Below are 16,129 nucleotides of genomic sequence, written 5' to 3'. Positions count from 1 at the left end.
GCAGGGGAAATGGCTGAACGTGCAAAGGTTTGCGGAGGCTTTGCGGTGAAGTCGCGAAGGGTATGGAGAGCGGGACGGAGAAGGGGGGCGGGGTGAGCCGGACTCCGCCCGCCTTTTCCGGGCTTGCCGTCTCTGGTTGTAATTTGCAAATATGCTCAGGGCAGCCTTTATCTTAACGCAATGAATATGTTGAGTTTTGTGAAGGCTTAATAGGTATTTTGCGAAGTTTGCGAAGGAGGGGGCATGCGGAAGGCGTTTATGGGGATGCGGTTGCAGCGCCTGCGCGAGGAGCGCGGTCTCACTCAGGCGGCCCTGGCCAGGACGCTTGAGATTTCCCCCAGTTATCTCAATCAGATGGAGCGCAACCAACGGCCCCTCACCGTGCCGGTGCTGCTGCGGATCAACGCCGCCTTCGGCGTCGATGTGCAGTTGTTCTCGGAAGACGAGGAAGCGCGCCTGATCGCCGATCTGCGCGAGACCCTAAGCGAGTCGGGAACGGGCGATACCATTACGCTGTCTGAAATCAAGGGCTTGGCCGCCGATATGCCGATGATCGGCCATGCCTTGATAACCCTGCATCGGCGGGCCCGGGGCGCCACCGAGCGCCTGGAGGCCATGGCCGCCAGCTTGGGGGTTCCCGCCGAGAGTCTGGGGGTGGCGCCGCCCCCCATGCCCTATGAGGAGGTCCGCGACTTCTTTTACGACCGCCATAACCACGTGGCCGAACTCGACGAGGCCGCCGAGCGGCTTTTTCTCGATGCCGACCTCGGTATCGGCGCCATGGACATCAGCCTGGAACGTCTTTTGCGCGATCGTCACGGCATCCGCGTCGTCATCCAGGGCCGCGATGACATGGCGGGCAACGAGCATCGTCGCTTTGATGGCGATCAACGGGTGCTCTATCTGTCGCGCGCCTTGGAAGCCGGCCAAAGGGCGTTTCAGATGGCGACCCAACTGGCCTTTCTCGATCACTCCGCCCTATTGGACGCCCTGGTCGGCTCGCCCCGTCTGGCCAGCGCCGAGGCCCGCGCCCTGGCGCGGATCGGTCTTGCCAATTACTACGCGGGCGCCCTGATCTTGCCCTATGGCGAATTCCTGAGCGCCGCCGAACGCTTGCGCTATGACGTCGATTTGTTGGGCGAAATGTTCGGGGTCGGCGTCGAGACCATCTGCCACCGGCTCTCGACCCTGCAACGCTCCGGGGCGCGCGGCGTCCCGTTCTTCTTTATCCGCGTCGACCGGGCCGGCAATATCTCCAAGCGGCAATCGGCCACGGATTTTCATTTCTCCCGCGTCGGGGGAACCTGCCCCTTGTGGAATGTCTACGCCGCCTTCGCCAGCCCCGGCCGCGTCTTGACCCAGATCGCCCAGATGCCCGACGGGCGCACCTATCTGTGGGTGGCGCGCACCGTCTGCCACAATCGGGGCGGCTTTGGCGTTCCGGGCAAGACCTTCGCCATCGGCTTGGGGTGCGATCTCCGCCACGCCGATCGGCTGGTCTATGCCCGAGGGTTGAATCTCAGCGACGCCAGCACCGCCACGCCGATCGGCGCCGGCTGCAAGGTCTGCGAACGTCCGGCTTGCCCGCAAAGAGCCTTCCCGCCGCTGGGGAAAGGCCTGATCGTCGATGAGCGGCGAAGCCTGTTCGAGCCCTATCGGGCGACTTAGGCAAAGTGCTTTGATCTCAAGACTCTCCGGCGGCGAGCGGAGAACCGATCGCCGGGCTCTCCGCGTCCTCCCGGATGTTACGGCCGCAAGGGCTTGATCGGGCTTGCGGTCCCGCCGCTCTCGCCGTCTTGGATCACCCATAGGCTGTCGGCTTGGCCCGACCGCAGGCGCCGGCTTGTGGCGCGCGCCATCAGGGCGAAGCAGAGGGCGCCCAGGCCGGCCGTCGCGTCCACGCCTAAACTGGCGGCGCTCGTATGGCCCCAAAGCGGCAAGGGGGGGATCAGCCAGGACAGTCCGCTCGTCAACGGAATGGCCGCCGTCGCCAGGGTCGCCAGCCAGAGCAGATCGACGGAGGCCCTGGCCGCTCCGCGCAAGAAAGCCCAGCCGATGCTGGCGAAGAAGACGGCGTAATAGACGAGTTGGTGCCAAGTGGTGAGATCGCTGACCACCCCATGAAGCCATTTTCCGGCGACGATGGTCAGCGACAGGCCCGAGAGGCAGCCCAGGCACACGCCAACGCTGAGCGCCGCCATCACCGTGGTGTCGCGGCGCTGCCGGGGCGGGGTGGCCTCTCCCCGCCGCTGGGTCTTGCGACGGCTTTCGATCCACAGCAGGTTGCCGCTGTAGAACAGCCAGGCGCCGGCAAGCCCCAGCAGAAAATACATCCATTTCACCGGAAGGCCGCCATAGGTGGCGAAATGCAGGGCGAAAAAGCTGCCGATGGTGGTCAGGGCCGGGCTTTGGTGGCCGGGCAGATAGTCGGCATTGACGATCCGGCCGCTATAGGGATCGATCGCGACGAACCCGCCGGCCGGCCGCGACACCAGGGCCGTGGCGTCCTGACCCCAGACGCGCACCATGGCGCGCGGGCCGGTCGCCTGGGTGTAGTGCAGGCGGATCGGCGTGAAGGTCGGCGAGAGGGCGCGGACGCGGGCCAGCAGATCGGCCGGGGGCAGCAGGGCGCCCGGATCGCGCGCCTCCCCCGGCTGCGGCGGAGCGGGGGAGGGCGCTTGCCAGACGGAGGCCAACCGCCCGTCGTGGATCACGGTGTCTTGCAGGCTGTAAAGATCGTCATGGAAGGCGAAAACGGTCGCGGTCAGGGCCATGACAAGGTGAAAGGGCAGGCTGAAAAGCCCGACGACGTTATGGGCGTCGCGCCACAGGCGCTTCAGATTGCGCCCCGGACGCAGGGCGAAAAGATCTTTGACCAGGGTCGGCACCAGCAAAACCACCCCCGACACCAGGGCCAGGGCATAGAGGCAGGCGATCACGCCCATGATCCAGCGGGCGGTATCGCTATCGAAGGGCAGTCCGACCACCCGGTGCAGAACATCGATGAATTCCGCCAGCTTCGAGGGGGCGACCGCCTCGATCCGCGCCGCGCCGTCCTCCCCCGGATGGGCGACGAAATGCTCCATCCCCAGGGTATCGTGGCGGTGACTCTCTGCCCCCTCGGCCGGGCTTTGCCACTCCAACCGCCCCGGCAGGTGCTCGGCCTCTCTCAGATGCAGCGAAAACTCCCGGGCCGCTTCCGGCGAGGCCCGCAAGGTGCTGATAATCAAAGGAAGCGCGTCGTCCAGGGACGGGGCGACGGGCGTCGTCATCGGCGGGGAAGCCCAGCGGGCGAGCGGTTCCTTGAAGACCGTGATCGCGCCGGCATAAAAGGCGATGAACAACGCCATGCCCGTCAGGATGCCGGTCCAGGTGTGAACGGTCTTGTAGATGCGCAGGATGTCGGGGGGCATCAGGCAATATCCTTGTCGATCACGAAAGGCGGGCCACGACCAGCAGGTCAAGAACCAGGGCGGTGGCCCCGCCCAGCCACAGCCAGGCGCGCCGGCCGTCGCGGAAGGCGAAGCAGCCGCTGAGCACTCCCAGCCACAGCGGCATGACCACCCACATGGCCAATTGGGCTTTGACGGGCAGGGGAAGCTGGGGCAGCGCCAGCACCAGCAGGCCGCTGCATCCCAGCGCCAGGGTGAATCCAAGAAGCGTGCCCGCCAGGATTTTCGACAGCCAGTCGCGCCGGATGGGGGGATGCTTAGGCGATGTCATGGCGCAGCTCCGTGTCAGCCTTGTCACCCTCACCCGGGCTCCGGTCCGCAGCCGGCCGGGGGGAGGAGGCGACGAGCAGGCCGAGGTAGGGCAGCGCCACGAAGCACAGCATGATCCAACTGCCCAGGGTGAAGACGGCCGCCACCATCTGCATGGTCTGCCCAAGAACGATCAGGCCAAGGCCCAGCAGCAGGCCGCCGGCCGCCCGCAGGGGCCGGGCGGGACAGGGGCGCGCGGTCAAGCGTTGGTGGGGGGATGTCAGATAAAGGCTTAAACACCCCGCCAGAGCGAGCGTCAAACCAAGCGCCATCGTCACGGCCATGGTGGTGGGTCCTTGCGACTGGAGTAAATCTTCGGCGCCACCGGTCGCGCCGGCCTGGGGCCGACGGCGACCGGTTTTGGCCTCGGCGCGATGGCCAAGGGCTTGGCGAGGGCTTAGAAGGTGCCCTTGACGCCGATGCCGACCGTGCGGGGCTCGATCATATTGGCGACGATGCCGCCGGCGGAGCGGTCATCATAAAGATAGGCCGGCGCCCGCTTGTCGAAGATGTTGTTGGCGAAAACATACACCTCCAGGTATTCCCGGGGCGCGTAGCCGATACGGGCATTGGCGACCGTGTAGTTTTCGACCGCATAGGCGGAGATGTTCTCGTCGGTGGAATAATAGCCATCGGTGTGTTTGACCTCGCCAGACAGCCGGACTTTGGGCGTGATATCCCAGTCCATGCCCAGGCTTAGCGTGTAGCTTGGGGCGCGGCCGAATTCATTTCCCTCATAGCTGGTTCCCTCGGCATTGGAGAAAGAGCCGATCCGGGTTTTCAGCAAGCCCGCCCCGGCCCGGACCCGCAGATCGTCGCGCATCTTGTAATCGACGGCGAGTTCCAGACCATAGGATTGGGCCTTGTCGGCATTGACCACGACGCTGCCGTATTGCACGCCATTGAGATAATCGGGAAGCAGCCGCTGGGAGTCCGAATGCCGGCTGTAAAACAGGTTGCCCGTCAGGATCAGGCGATCGTCGAGCAGCTTGGCCCGGCTGAACACTTCGTAATTCCACACCGTCTCGGGCTCGAAGGTGACGTATTTGGAACTCGCGAAGCTGAGATTGACGCCGCCCGGATTATAGCCGCGGTTGACCAGGGCGCCGACCGTGACCTCGGGGGTTACGTCATAGGCGAGCGAGACCTTGGGCAGCCAGGCATCGAAGCTCTCGTCGTAATCAAGCGCGGTGCGGGCGTAGCTCGAGGTGCCGCTGCGCAGGATGTGATCGCGCTGGTAGCGCAGGCCGCCCGTCAGCGTCCAGCGATCGGTCAGCCGATAGGCCATCTCGGAAAACAGCCCGGCATGTTGTTTTTCGTCGTCGAAGCGGGACAGGCCGCGAATGTGCAAGGTGTCTTTCGAACGGGTACGGGCCAGATAAAGCCCGGTCATGCCGCTAAGGGTGGACTCGGTGTCGCCCAGGGTCAGGCGCAGTTCGTTCGACACGGTGTTCTGGTCGATGACGGCCGAACCATTGTTGGCGGGTTCGGTCACCCGGTCGACGTGGGTGTCGGAATACTGGGTCTGGTTGAACAGCGTGATATCATTGGCGAAAGCATAGGACAGGTCGGCGATGCCGGTATGGGTCCGCTGTTCCCAACTCGGCATGGAGAGCGTCGCGTTGTCGAGCTCGTCATAGGGCCTGGAGGCGCTTTCCCAGGTGGGACGGTTGGCCGATCCGAAGGCATAGGTCAGCTTGGCCGTCAGATCGGGCAGCGCCTCGGGCTCCCACAACAGCTTGCCCCGCGCGGTCAGCGAGCGAAAATCGAGGTCGGCGTCGCCTGTGTCGAAGTTCGAATTGACATACTCGACGAAGGTGTCGCGCCCCGAATAATCGATCGCCATGCGCGCGGCCAATTGATCCGCGATGATCGGCCCCGACAGCGCCAGGGCGGTTCGCCGCCGGGAATAGGAGCCGATTTCCGCCAGATAGGAGGCTTCGGGCTCGAAAGTCGGATCCTTGGTATTGACGATGATGGCGCCGGCGATGGCGTTGGCGCCCTGCGAGGTGGTCTGCGGGCCCCGGAAGACCTCGACGCTTTCGACATCCCAGATCGATGTCGTTCCGAAAACATATTCGTAATAATTCTGATAATGGCCGTCGAGATTGACGGTGGCGCGCGGGATGGTGCCGCCGAAAAAGGCGGTGGAGCCGAAGTTGGGACCTTGGGTGTCCTGGCCCCGGATGATGGGGGCGCCCACGGTTCCGGTATAAAGAACGTTGGGCACGTCGGCGATGGCGTCGGCCACGCTCGCGGCGCCGCTTTTGTCTTCCAGATCCTCGGCCGGGAGGATGGCGACGGAACTCGCCGTATCCTCCAACGGGCGTTCGATCTTTTCCCCGCTCACCACCATTTGCGGAAGAACAATCGACCTCTGCGTCGGATCGGCCGCGCCCTGCGCCAGGGTCGCGCCCGGCGCCAGGGTTGCGTCCTGCGCCAGGGCCGCGTCCGGCGCCAAGGCCGCACCCTGCGCCAGGGCTGAGGTTGCGATGGCGGTGGACAGCGATGCCAGACCCGCGCCGAAAAACCGTCCCAAAACCCTGTCTGCCCGCATGGATTGCCGACTCCCTTGCAAATAAGAACTGATCGCATAATCCGTATCGAAATGTGGAAGTCATCCCGTATTATGGAATTGGCGCAAATTTCGTGGGGGTTGTGATATTTCGGCAACGAGACGGCGGGGCCGGGGGAGGGCGGGCTTCGCCCTGGGGGGAATACCGGAGTGGATTGACAGCGCTGCCCGGGCGATATAGGGCCGGGTCCTCCGGCTTTCCGGCAATCGGGATCGTTAGGCGAAGGGTTCGTTTTCCATGTCCAATTCCCCTCCCGACGGTGAAGGGTCTTCCGACGGGAAGCGCTCGGCGACCATCCAATCGGTCTCGATCGCCGCGCGTTTTCTGACCATTTTGGCCAATGCCGAGGAGCCGCTCGCCCTTGGCACCCTGGCGCGGCGCGCCGGAACCGGCGGCTCCACCGCCCATCGCTATGTGCAAAGTCTGGTTAAGGAGGGCTTGGCCAAGCAAGACAGCGTTAGCGGCTTTTATGATCTGGGACCGCTGGCGCTGAGTGTCGGGATCGCCGCCCTTAAGCGGACCGACGCCGTCGAGATCGCCGCCCGGCATATGAAAGCTTTGGCCAACCGCATCGCCGCCAGCGCCGGGGTCGCCATCTGGACCGAACGCGGGCCGACGCTGGTACGCTGGTATCGCAGCGCCTATTTCTCGATCAGTTCTTTAGCCCTGGGGGATATTCTGCCGCTTGACAACACCGCCTGCGGGCTGGTGTTTCAGGCCTTCCTGACGCCCAACCATATCGACGTGGCCCGGCGTCTTCAGCCCGATTACTTTCGCGGCACCCCGCCGTCTTCGGAAACCCTGGCGCGGATCCGGCAAACCCGGGGCGCCGAGTTGACCGGCCATCTTCTGCCGGAAATCACCGGTCAGGCCGTGCCGGTTTTCGACGCCCAGCAAGAACTCGTCTGCGTGATGACGACGGTGACCAATCTGGGACGGACCGGGGATCGGGCCGACCGCGAGGCCTTGTTCGAGACCGCCCGGGCGGTGGCGCGCGAAACCGGCGGCGACGCCTCGTTCGCCTGACCCCGGCGGGCCCGCCGCTTTCCCGCCGCCGCGCTCCTCCGGGGGCCGTTACATCGGTCGGCTGAGGGAGAAGATGCCGCGTAAGTCGCCGGGCTTGAAGCCCACGGCCTGATCCTCGGGGTAAAGGTCGTGAAGTTTCGCCGTGACCTCGGGCGTCAGGGCCACGCCGTGGCAGGTCGTGCAGGCTTGGCCAAGCGGAATGGCCTTGGCGAAGCGAAAGGTCTCGCGGCCATCGGGGCCTTTGACGATCGCCGTCCGCGTCAGATCGGCGATGGCCTCGCCCTTGCCCAGGCGATCTTCGAAGGCGGCCAGCGTCTCGCGCTCGAAGGCGTCGGGGGCCGAGGCGGGGTTGCGAAGCTTCAGGCTGGTTCGTTTGATCGACCAGCCGCTGTGGGCGGCGAGGTCGGCGGCGATCGGTCCGGCCTGGGTGTGGCAGGCCTCGATCGCCAGCACTGGGCCGCCACTATCCAGGGCGTCTTGCAAGGCGGTCAGCAAGGTTGTGGAATAGGTTTTCACCAGCCCGGCCGCCTCGGTTTTCAGCGAAGCGGCCGGGTCCTCGGCGCGGGCGGGCGGGTGAACCAGCGCCACGCCCATCAAGGCCAGACAAGGCAGGGCGAAACGAGCCATCGGCGATCTCCATCGGCGGGACGGTTCGATGGAACCGTCCCTTACAGAACAGTCGGCTAGGCGGTTTTCCCGGAACCGCCCGCCCTCAGGCGCCGGGCAACTTGCCCGGGGTGCGCGGATCGACATTGGCCTTGAGGCCGCCGCTGAAACTTTTCACCGTGAAGCCATGCTGGCTAAGGACCCGGGCGGCGAAATAGCTCATCTTGCCAAAGGCGCAGAGGGTCACCACCGGCCGTGTCTTGTCCAGGGTGTCGAGGTGGGCGCGCAGGGTCGGGAAGGGAATGTTGATCGTCGTCCCCGGCGCCGGATAGGCCTCGGCAAGCGGCTTGCCCCGCACGTCGATCACCTGCACCTGCGGGTCCGTCGGCAGCTCGGTGGTGTGGGAGACCAGTCCGTCGCGGCGGTTGCAGGCGGCGAAGCCGGCGAGATTGACCAGATCCTTGGCCGAACCGAAGGGCGGCGCATAGGCCAGTTCAAGGTGGCACAGATCCTCGACGGTCATGCCGGCGATGATCGCCGTCGACAAGATGTCGAGCCGTTTGTCGACCCCCTCGCTGCCGCTGACCTGGGCGCCAAGCAGGCGGCCGCTGTCGGGCTCCCAGAGGATTTTCAGGGTCATCGGCTTGGCGCCGGGGTAATAGGAGGCGTGATGGCTGTCGTTGACCGTCACCGTTTCATAAGGGTGGCCGGCGGCGGCAAGGCGCTTCTCGCTCCAGCCGGTGATGCCGACCACCGCGTCGAAGGCGCGGACGATCCCCGTTCCGACCGAACCGGGATAGGGGCGGGCCTTGTCGGCGAGGAAGATATGATCGGCGGCCACCCGTCCCTGGCGATTGGCCGGGCCGCCCATCGGCACCGCGGTTTTGCCCCCCAAGATCCGGTCGACCGTTTCCACCCCGTCGCCGGCGGCATAGATGTCGGGGTCGGAGGTGCGCTGGAAGGAATCGACGACGATATGGCCCTTGGCGCCAAGCTCCAGACCGGCGGCGCGGGCGAGATCGCTTTCGGGTTTGACGCCGATCGACAAGATGACGATGTCGGCATCCAAGGTCTTGTCGGAGGCGAGATGGCAGCGCAGTCGGGCGCCCAGGCTTTCGAAGCGGGCGATGGCGTCGCCCAGATGCAGCCCGATGTCATGGCGCCGCAGTTCGCTTTCGACCAGGGCGGCCATCGGCGGGTCGAGGGGCGGCAGGACTTGGCTTTGCAGTTCGACGAGATCGACGCCAAGCCCCTTGCGGTGCAACTGCTCGGCCATCTCCAGCCCGATGAACCCGGCGCCGATGACCACGGCGCGCTGGCCCGGGGCGGTGGCGGCGATGATGCGGTCCATGTCTTGCAAATTGCGCAAGGTGAAGATGCGGGGATCGTCGATGCCGGGCAGGGGCGGGCGCAGGGGCGAGGCGCCGGGGGCCAGCATCAGCTTATCGTAAGGCAGCCAGGCGCTTTGTCCGCTGGCGAGGTCGCGCACCTCGACCCGCTTGCCCTTGGGATCGATCGCCACCGCTTCGGTCTGGACGCGGACGTCGAGATTGAGCAGACCCTTCAGCGAGGCGGCCGATTGCACCGCCAGCGCGCCGCGATCGGGGATTTCGCCGCCGATGTGATAGGGGAGGCCGCAATTGGCGAACGACACGTCCGGGCCGCGTTCAAGGACGGTGATCCGCGCCGTTTCCGACAGGCGCCGGGCCCGCGCGGCAAAGGACGCGCCGGCGGCCACGCCGCCAATGACGAGAATGCTCATCTGCTCCACAGGCAATGCTCCGCTTTGAAGGGGCGATCGGCGGTCACGACGACGACCGTGGCACCGACCCTATTGCGGTAAGTTATATTAGTCAATATAATGATGATATATCGGAGGTCGCATGGTTGCGGAAAATTCCACCCTTAGTGTCGATGCCATGCGAACGGCCGCCGCGGAAGCGACGGCGACCTTGTTCGCCCTGGCCAATCAGAACCGGCTGTTGCTGCTTTGTCAGTTGTGCAATGGCGAGATGTCGGTAAGCGCCCTGGAAGAGGCGCTGGGGATTCATCAGCCGACGCTGTCCCAACAGCTTGGCGTTTTGCGCTCCGAAGGATTGATCGCCAGCCGGCGCGAGGGGAAGCGGATTTATTACTCGGTCGCCAACCCCAAAGTCCTGGTGCTGATCAACACCCTGGTCGATCTGTATTGTCCGCAGAAAAGGGACCTCCCATGACCTTTGACGCCGTCCCCCGTTACGCCGCCCCCCGTCAGGCCGCTTGCGGCGGCCGCGCCCCAAGCGCGGCGCGGGGGAGCGTCATGGGCTGGAGTCGCGCGGGGAGGGTGAGCATCAGCGGTCCGTAATCTCAGAAAAAACAAAGGCCGCCAAAGCAGCGGCATGATCCCGGGAGGTACGATGAGTGACACCGATGACAGGCGAGACGTCAGCCGACGGCGCTTTCTAGGCGGGCTTGGCGGAACCACGGTCGTGGCCCTGGGGGGGCTGGGAGCGGCGCCCGCCGCCCGGGCGAGTCCGAAGCTTCCGACAAAAGCGCGGATCGTCATCGCCGGCGCCGGGGCGGCGGGGTTGGCGAGCGCGGCGCGGCTGTCGCAGATGCTGGAGGGGGCCTCCATCACCCTGGTCGATCGCCGCAAGGTCCACTGTTACCAACCGGGCTTCACCCTGGTGGCCGGCGGCATCAAATCGGCCGATTACGTGACCTCGACCACCGCCGAGTATCTGCCGGCGGGCTGCGACTGGATCGAGGAGCGGGTGGCCGAGTTCGTTCCCGACGCCAACAAGGTGATCACCGATAGCGGGCGGACCATCGCCTATGATTATCTGATCGTCGCCACCGGCCTGCATCTGGATTACGCGGCGATCGCCGGCATGGAGGTCGAGCGCATCGGCCAGGACGGGCTGGGCAGCCTTTATGCCGGTCCCGAAGCGGCGACCGCCACCTGGAAGGCGATGGCCGCCTTTGTCGACGAGGGCGGCGTCGGGCTGTTCGGCCGGCCGATCACCGAAATGAAATGCGCCGGCGCCCCCCTGAAATACACCTTCATCACCGAGGACCGGCTGCGGCGCCGGGGCACGCGGGGAAAGGCCGAGTTGATCTACGCCGCCCAGAACAAGGGGCTGTTTAGCGTTCCCATCGTTTCGGAAAAGGTGCGGATGCTGTTTCGCGAGCGCGACGTCGCGGTTCGCTATGACCATGTGATGACGGGCATCGATCTTGGGCGGAAAGTGGCCTCTTACGCCACGCCGGGCGGGTCGGCCGAGATCGCCTATGATTTCATCAACGTGATCCCGCCGATGCGGGCCGCGCCCTCGGTTCGCAACAGCCCCTTGCCCTGGCAAAGCGGCATTTTCGCCGCCGATGGCTGGATGGAGGTCGACAAGGCCAGCCTGCGGCATCGGCGCTATCCCAATATCTTTGGCGTCGGTGATGTGGCCGGCGTTCCCAAGGGCAAGACCGCCGCCAGCATCAAATGGCAGGTGCCGGTGATGGCCGACCATCTGGCGGCCGACATCCAGGGCAAGACCTCGACCAGCGTCTATAATGGCTATACCTCCTGCCCGCTGATCACCAAGTTGGGGCGAGCGATGCTGGTGGAATTCGATTACGACGACAATCTCGCCCCGTCTTTCCCCGGTCTGGTCGCTCCTTTGGAGGAGTTGTGGATCACCTGGGTGATGAAGACCATGGCTTTGAAGCCGACCTATCTAACCATGCTGCGCGGCCACTTCTAAGGGTGAGGACCCGACCCATGGAAAAATTCGATCCCATCGTGTTTTTTCAGGTTTTCCAGGAAATGCTGGGACCTGTGTTGTGGATCCTGCTGGCCCTCGCCCTGCTTGGGCTGGGCGGCGCCTTGTTCGTTTTTCTCAAGGAGGGAAAGATCAACAGCCGCCGGCTGGTCCGCTCGGAACTCATCGGCCTTGCCGGGGGCGTCCTGGCCCTGGTCCTGGCCGCCCGGGTTACCGTATCGGGCTTCTCCGATGCCGGGGGGCCGGTGGATTGGTTGCTGGTCGGGCTGATTTGGGGCATCGGTCTGGCGGGCTCCACCATCCTCGCCTATGCCACCCTCGGTCTGGTCAGCCTGCGCCGAAGCGCCTGACCGGCCGCGCTTCCCCCGGGCGCCAAGATCTGCGGGGATTATCTTGCGATCCCTCAAGGCGTTGCGCCCCGGCGCAACGCCTTTCTGATCGGTCGCGGTGCCTAAGGGGATAAAAGAGGATAAAAGAAAAAGGATAAAAGGGGTCAGACCCCTTTTTAGCGCGAGTCGCGGCGCGAGCCGTGAGCCCGAAGGAGGCGAAGAGTAGTTTCAGTCCCCTCGATGGCGGGGCATGGGCTGCGAGAACCACCACCCGCGCCCTTTGCTTCGAGTTGCCCGCCGAGTTTCAGTCCCCTCGATGGCGGGGCATGGGCTGCGAGGATGCGCCACCTCGCTTTTCAGTACGGTGGGCTCTCCCTCGTTTCAGTCCCCTCGATGGCGGGGCATGGGCTGCGAGATTCCGACCGGCAATGATCAGCGCATGGTCGCCGACACCGTTTCAGTCCCCTCGATGGCGGGGCATGGGCTGCGAGGCGCGGATCCTGGAATACTAAGACCGCGACACCCCCCGGGGTTTCAGTCCCCTCGATGGCGGGGCATGGGCTGCGAGCCGCCCGCGCCAAAGCCGCCCTGGTGGCGGCTTGGGAGGTTTCAGTCCCCTCGATGGCGGGGCATGGGCTGCGAGCCGAAGACGACGGCGCCGACAATGGCGTTACCTCCGAGTTTCAGTCCCCTCGATGGCGGGGCATGGGCTGCGAGTTGTTGGATAATAAACGTTCAATACATTCATTAGCCATGTTTCAGTCCCCTCGATGGCGGGGCATGGGCTGCGAGGTGGGAGTAGTTACCATGGCTGATACCGTTTCTGTTGGTTTCAGTCCCCTCGATGGCGGGGCATGGGCTGCGAGAAGGCCACGCACAGCCGCTATGAATTCCTCACCACCCTGTTTCAGTCCCCTCGATGGCGGGGCATGGGCTGCGAGAAGACAAACAAACCCTCGGATGAAGACAAGAACAAGTTTCAGTCCCCTCGGTGGCGGGGCATAGGCTGCGAGTGGAAAAATCCCCCATCCAAGAGGGCCAATTCCCGCCGCTCGAGTTTCAGTCCCCTCGGTGGCGGGGCATAGGCTGCGAGATGAGACCCCCTCGCAATGGGTTGTCTTCTTCCAGGACGGGTTTCAGTCCCCTCGGTGGCGGGGCATAGGCTGCGAGGCGGCCAATCCGCTGGCGCGCAAGGTTCACGCCATGTGGTTTCAGTCCCCTCGGTGGCGGGGCATAGGCTGCGAGCCGGACTGGATTGAAGGATCGGATCCGTGCGATCGAAGCGTTTCAGTCCCCTCGGTGGCGGGGCATAGGCTGCGAGATTGCCGCCGTAACCCCAGTGAACCTTACGAAAGTGCTTGTTTCAGTCCCCTCGGTGGCGGGGCATAGGCTGCGAGGTGCCGTCCTCGGCGCCCTGCCGACAGACAACGCTTGTTTCAGTCCCCTCGGTGGCGGGGCATAGGCTGCGAGTTCAACTCGTTCGGCGCTTTGGATATGGGATCCCTCGAGTTTCAGTCCCCTCGGTGGCGGGGCATAGGCTGCGAGGGGGTGCCCCGGTCGAGGATGAGGACTTCGATGAGGACGTTTCAGTCCCCTCGGTGGCGGGGCATAGGCTGCGAGTCGGAGCTCTCGGACCACGCACCGTATAGTGCCAGCGTGTTTCAGTCCCCTCGGTGGCGGGGCATAGGCTGCGAGAGGAGCGCCGATTGCACCGGCGCCAACTTCACCGGCGCGTTTCAGTCCCCTCGGTGGCGGGGCATAGGCTGCGAGAGCCGGTTCTAAAAGGCTTTATTATTCAAGTGGTTACAAGGTGGTTTGTCGTAACCTCGGCGGGCGGGGTGTTTTTTGGGGGCGAAATGACCCTTCTTAAGCAGAAGGTTTTCACATTTTCTAAACGATTTCAAACAGTTGGCTTGAGTCGTAACCTAGGGGGTTTTTGGGTGGTTTTTGAGGTTACGACTCACGCGGTAGGGGCAGTTTAAACGAGGATCGACGGTTCGGGAACCGGCTTTTCACCGGGAGCACGCCGGGACATGAAGGAAAAAGAAGAAGGAAAAGGGGGCGGACCCCTTTTAAAATCCCTTTTCCCTGGGCGGCCGCCGCGCGGGTGGGGGATCGGGGGGGCTAGCGGCGGTTCTCGCCGTTTTCCAGGAAGGCCGGCAGCTCGCGGAGCGAGTTCAAGGTGGCGAAGGCTTTCGGCGCGTCCGCTGGCAGCTCGACCATTTCGTGCTTCCAGGTCACCTCATAGGGAATGAGGATGGCCCGGCCGCCGATCGCCAGCACGGGGTGGATATCCGAGCGCAGCGAATTGCCGACCATGACGAAGTGGCCGGGGTCGATCGCCTCGCGCCCCAGGATCGAACGATAGGTGTCGGGGTCTTTCTCAAGAACGACATAGACCGTGTCGAAGAAAGACCGCAGCTTGGATTTGGCCAGTTTTTCCTGTTGTTCGATCTCGTCACCCTTGGTGATTAGGATCAGCCGATGGTTATGGCGCAGGCGCGTCAAGGTTTCGACCGCGCCATCAAGGATATGGATGTCGCCGTCCAGAAAGCGGTGGACCATGGCGATGATGCGGGCGATCTCGGCGCCGGAAACCCGCTGATCGGTCAACTCCAGGGCGGTTTCGATCATCGACAGGGCGAACCCCTTGGCTCCATAGCCATATTTTTTCAGGTTGCGCCGTTCCACCGCCATCAGAGGGTCGTCGATCGGGGTGGTTTCGCCGGTATGGCCGCTGATGATGGCGGCCAAGGCGCGCTGCATCTCCTGGAAATGGGTTTCGTTATGCCAAAGCGTGTCGTCCGCGTCGAAGCCGATGACTGTGGTCATGGTTCTTGTCCAGCGGTGGCGGCGAGAGCGGGATTTGTCCATCCGTAAGCCGAAAAGGGGGCCATCATGACCTCTTCCTCGCAGTGGTTCGTCGGGCATTATATTCGGGGCTGGCCTTCCCCAGACAGGGGAGATCGCGCCCGGCGCCCCGGTTCTCCGCGCCCCGCCCCTCAGGGCGCGGGCATCAGCAGGCGGACGCCGGGGGGAAGGGTTTCGCGCCAGGGGGCGGGGACGGCGGCGTCGCTGACCACGGTGTCGAAATCGTCGATCTGGCCGATGAAGGCCGGTTTGACCCGGCCGAATTTGGTTGAATCGAGAACGACGATGCGGCGCACGGCGTTTTGCATGGCGGCGCGCTTGATCGGCACCTCGTGGAAGTTCGAGCAACTGACCCCGCGGTCGGCATGCAGCCCGCCGGCCGAGATGAAGGCCTTGTTGATGCCGATATTGGCCAGGGTGCCCAGGGCCTCCTCGCTGGAAAAGGTGGCGCTGGAGGGGTGGTAGATGCCGCCCAGCAGCACAACTTTCAAATTGGGCTTCTTGCACAGGATCTCGGCGACATTGATGGCGTAGCAGACCACCGTCAGGCGCAGGTCGGTGGGAATGCGGCTGGCCAGATGGGGCATGGTGGTGCCGCAGTCGAGAAACACCGTGTCGCCCGGTTCGATCAGCGAGGCGGCAAGGGTGCAGGCGTCGCGCTTCTTTTCGGTATGGGAGGCCAGTTCGGTGGCGAAAAGATAGCCCATCCCCCCCGGCGTCTCCTGGCCGGCGACGATATAGCCGCCCAGATAGGTCAGGCTGCCATCCCCGGTGGCGATATCGCGGCGCACGGTCATTTCCGAAACGCCCAGCATCTTCGCGGCTTCCTTCAGGCGTAAAGAGCCGCCGGCCTCCAGGGCCGTTGCCAGCATCGCCAGACGTTCCACCCGTCGATAACTCATGGTTCGCATCGCCTTCCGTGCCAGATCACCCTTGGTGGATCTAGACTCATAAGAGGAGAGCGGCGAAATCGCCAAAAACCGCAATCATCGATTTTGGCCGCGCTCTCTGCTTTGTGCATCGCACTATAACATCCCGCAGTGCAGCGTTGTTTGGTTCCTGGGAAGAAAAGGGAATTGGTTGGTCTTTAAGGTGAGAGCCAATGATTTCACCTTGACGCCGGAAGCGTCAACATGAAACACTTCGAACACGCGATGTTATGATATTAACATGATCGTGCAATTTGTGCGGCGATCGTGCAGGAGATG

General features: G+C 64.2%; 13 protein-coding genes and 1 CRISPR repeat array. Of the genes, 5 read left to right on the top strand and 8 right to left on the bottom strand.

Translation table 11 applies throughout. The features are described from left to right. Positions 1–243: 243 nt before the first annotated feature. A complete protein-coding gene (locus tag RRU_RS11985; RefSeq protein ID WP_011390069.1) occupies positions 244–1,668 on the top strand; it encodes a short-chain fatty acyl-CoA regulator family protein in 1,425 nt (474 codons plus the stop codon). 77 nt (positions 1,669–1,745) lie between these two features. Here RRU_RS11985 and RRU_RS11980 read toward each other — a convergent pair whose 3' ends face one another. The 4 genes from RRU_RS11980 to RRU_RS11965 all read right to left on the bottom strand — a co-directional run bounded on the left by RRU_RS11980 (position 1,746) and on the right by RRU_RS11965 (position 6,318). Further along, complete coding sequence (locus RRU_RS11980) at positions 1,746–3,413, bottom strand: PepSY-associated TM helix domain-containing protein (RefSeq protein WP_011390068.1); 1,668 nt, start codon at positions 3,411–3,413, stop codon at positions 1,746–1,748. Between the two features lie 19 nt (positions 3,414–3,432). Further along, a complete protein-coding gene (locus RRU_RS11975; RefSeq protein ID WP_011390067.1) occupies positions 3,433–3,723 on the bottom strand; it encodes a hypothetical protein in 291 nt (96 codons plus the stop codon). Next, positions 3,710–4,045 (bottom strand): hypothetical protein, encoded by a 336-nt coding sequence (locus tag RRU_RS11970; RefSeq protein ID WP_011390066.1) that lies wholly within the window; start codon positions 4,043–4,045, stop codon positions 3,710–3,712. Before RRU_RS11970 ends, RRU_RS11975 begins: the two co-directional genes overlap by 14 nt. Before the next feature lie 113 nt (positions 4,046–4,158). Beyond that, the gene (locus RRU_RS11965) at positions 4,159–6,318 is read right to left on the bottom strand and encodes a TonB-dependent receptor (RefSeq protein ID WP_011390065.1); all 2,160 of its coding nucleotides are present in this window, start codon (positions 6,316–6,318) and stop codon (positions 4,159–4,161) included. A gap of 256 nt (positions 6,319–6,574) precedes the next feature. Between RRU_RS11965 and RRU_RS11960 the strand changes: the two genes are divergently transcribed. After that, positions 6,575–7,363: an IclR family transcriptional regulator gene (locus RRU_RS11960; protein WP_011390064.1), complete on the top strand. Its 789-nt coding sequence runs from the start codon at positions 6,575–6,577 to the stop codon at positions 7,361–7,363. Between the two features lie 48 nt (positions 7,364–7,411). On the opposite strand, the gene RRU_RS11955 is transcribed toward RRU_RS11960, so the two are convergent. Further along, positions 7,412–7,990, bottom strand: coding sequence for a Tll0287-like domain-containing protein (locus RRU_RS11955; RefSeq protein WP_011390063.1), 579 nt, complete (start codon positions 7,988–7,990; stop codon positions 7,412–7,414). An 85-nt stretch (positions 7,991–8,075) separates the two neighbouring features. Then, positions 8,076–9,731: an FAD-dependent oxidoreductase gene (locus RRU_RS11950; protein WP_014626350.1), complete on the bottom strand. Its 1,656-nt coding sequence runs from the start codon at positions 9,729–9,731 to the stop codon at positions 8,076–8,078. 121 nt (positions 9,732–9,852) lie between these two features. Between RRU_RS11950 and RRU_RS11945 the strand changes: the two genes are divergently transcribed. From RRU_RS11945 to RRU_RS11935, 3 genes are all read left to right on the top strand, one after another. Continuing rightward, positions 9,853–10,185, top strand: coding sequence for an ArsR/SmtB family transcription factor (locus RRU_RS11945; protein ID WP_011390061.1), 333 nt, complete (start codon positions 9,853–9,855; stop codon positions 10,183–10,185). Between the two features lie 180 nt (positions 10,186–10,365). After that, entirely contained in the window at positions 10,366–11,703 is a 1,338-nt protein-coding gene (locus tag RRU_RS11940) for an NAD(P)/FAD-dependent oxidoreductase (RefSeq protein WP_162470620.1), read from the top strand. A 17-nt stretch (positions 11,704–11,720) separates the two neighbouring features. After that, on the top strand, positions 11,721–12,071 hold the full coding sequence (locus tag RRU_RS11935; RefSeq protein WP_011390059.1) for a DUF5368 domain-containing protein: 351 nt from the start codon (positions 11,721–11,723) through the stop codon (positions 12,069–12,071). A gap of 204 nt (positions 12,072–12,275) precedes the next feature. After that, positions 12,276–13,820: a CRISPR direct-repeat array (repeat unit 37 nt; unit sequence GTTTCAGTCCCCTCGGTGGCGGGGCATAGGCTGCGAG). A 354-nt stretch (positions 13,821–14,174) separates the two neighbouring features. On the opposite strand, the gene RRU_RS11930 is transcribed toward RRU_RS11935, so the two are convergent. After that, positions 14,175–14,882 carry an HAD family hydrolase gene (locus tag RRU_RS11930; RefSeq protein ID WP_014626347.1) on the bottom strand — a complete coding sequence of 236 codons (708 nt, stop codon included), beginning with the start codon at positions 14,880–14,882 and terminating at the stop codon, positions 14,175–14,177. Between the two features lie 170 nt (positions 14,883–15,052). Next, positions 15,053–15,823 carry a DeoR family transcriptional regulator gene (locus RRU_RS11925; RefSeq protein WP_201216352.1) on the bottom strand — a complete coding sequence of 257 codons (771 nt, stop codon included), beginning with the start codon at positions 15,821–15,823 and terminating at the stop codon, positions 15,053–15,055. Positions 15,824–16,129 lie beyond the last annotated feature (306 nt).

It is taken from the genome of Rhodospirillum rubrum ATCC 11170 (assembly GCF_000013085.1).
Classification (GTDB): domain Bacteria; phylum Pseudomonadota; class Alphaproteobacteria; order Rhodospirillales; family Rhodospirillaceae; genus Rhodospirillum; species Rhodospirillum rubrum.
The sequence above is the reverse complement of the archived record's forward strand: the minus strand, read 5'-3'. Positions and strand labels throughout refer to the sequence as shown.

Coding starts and splice junctions, on each gene's coding strand:
- RRU_RS11985 (WP_011390069.1), top strand. CDS start 244: ATGCGGAAGGCGTTTATGGGGATGCGGTTGCAGCGCCTGCGCGAGGAG.
- RRU_RS11980 (WP_011390068.1), bottom strand. CDS start 3,413: ATGCCCCCCGACATCCTGCGCATCTACAAGACCGTTCACACCTGGACC.
- RRU_RS11975 (WP_011390067.1), bottom strand. CDS start 3,723: ATGACATCGCCTAAGCATCCCCCCATCCGGCGCGACTGGCTGTCGAAA.
- RRU_RS11970 (WP_011390066.1), bottom strand. CDS start 4,045: ATGGCCGTGACGATGGCGCTTGGTTTGACGCTCGCTCTGGCGGGGTGT.
- RRU_RS11965 (WP_011390065.1), bottom strand. CDS start 6,318: ATGCGGGCAGACAGGGTTTTGGGACGGTTTTTCGGCGCGGGTCTGGCA.
- RRU_RS11960 (WP_011390064.1), top strand. CDS start 6,575: ATGTCCAATTCCCCTCCCGACGGTGAAGGGTCTTCCGACGGGAAGCGC.
- RRU_RS11955 (WP_011390063.1), bottom strand. CDS start 7,990: ATGGCTCGTTTCGCCCTGCCTTGTCTGGCCTTGATGGGCGTGGCGCTG.
- RRU_RS11950 (WP_014626350.1), bottom strand. CDS start 9,731: ATGAGCATTCTCGTCATTGGCGGCGTGGCCGCCGGCGCGTCCTTTGCC.
- RRU_RS11945 (WP_011390061.1), top strand. CDS start 9,853: ATGGTTGCGGAAAATTCCACCCTTAGTGTCGATGCCATGCGAACGGCC.
- RRU_RS11940 (WP_162470620.1), top strand. CDS start 10,366: ATGAGTGACACCGATGACAGGCGAGACGTCAGCCGACGGCGCTTTCTA.
- RRU_RS11935 (WP_011390059.1), top strand. CDS start 11,721: ATGGAAAAATTCGATCCCATCGTGTTTTTTCAGGTTTTCCAGGAAATG.
- RRU_RS11930 (WP_014626347.1), bottom strand. CDS start 14,882: ATGACCACAGTCATCGGCTTCGACGCGGACGACACGCTTTGGCATAAC.
- RRU_RS11925 (WP_201216352.1), bottom strand. CDS start 15,823: ATGAGTTATCGACGGGTGGAACGTCTGGCGATGCTGGCAACGGCCCTG.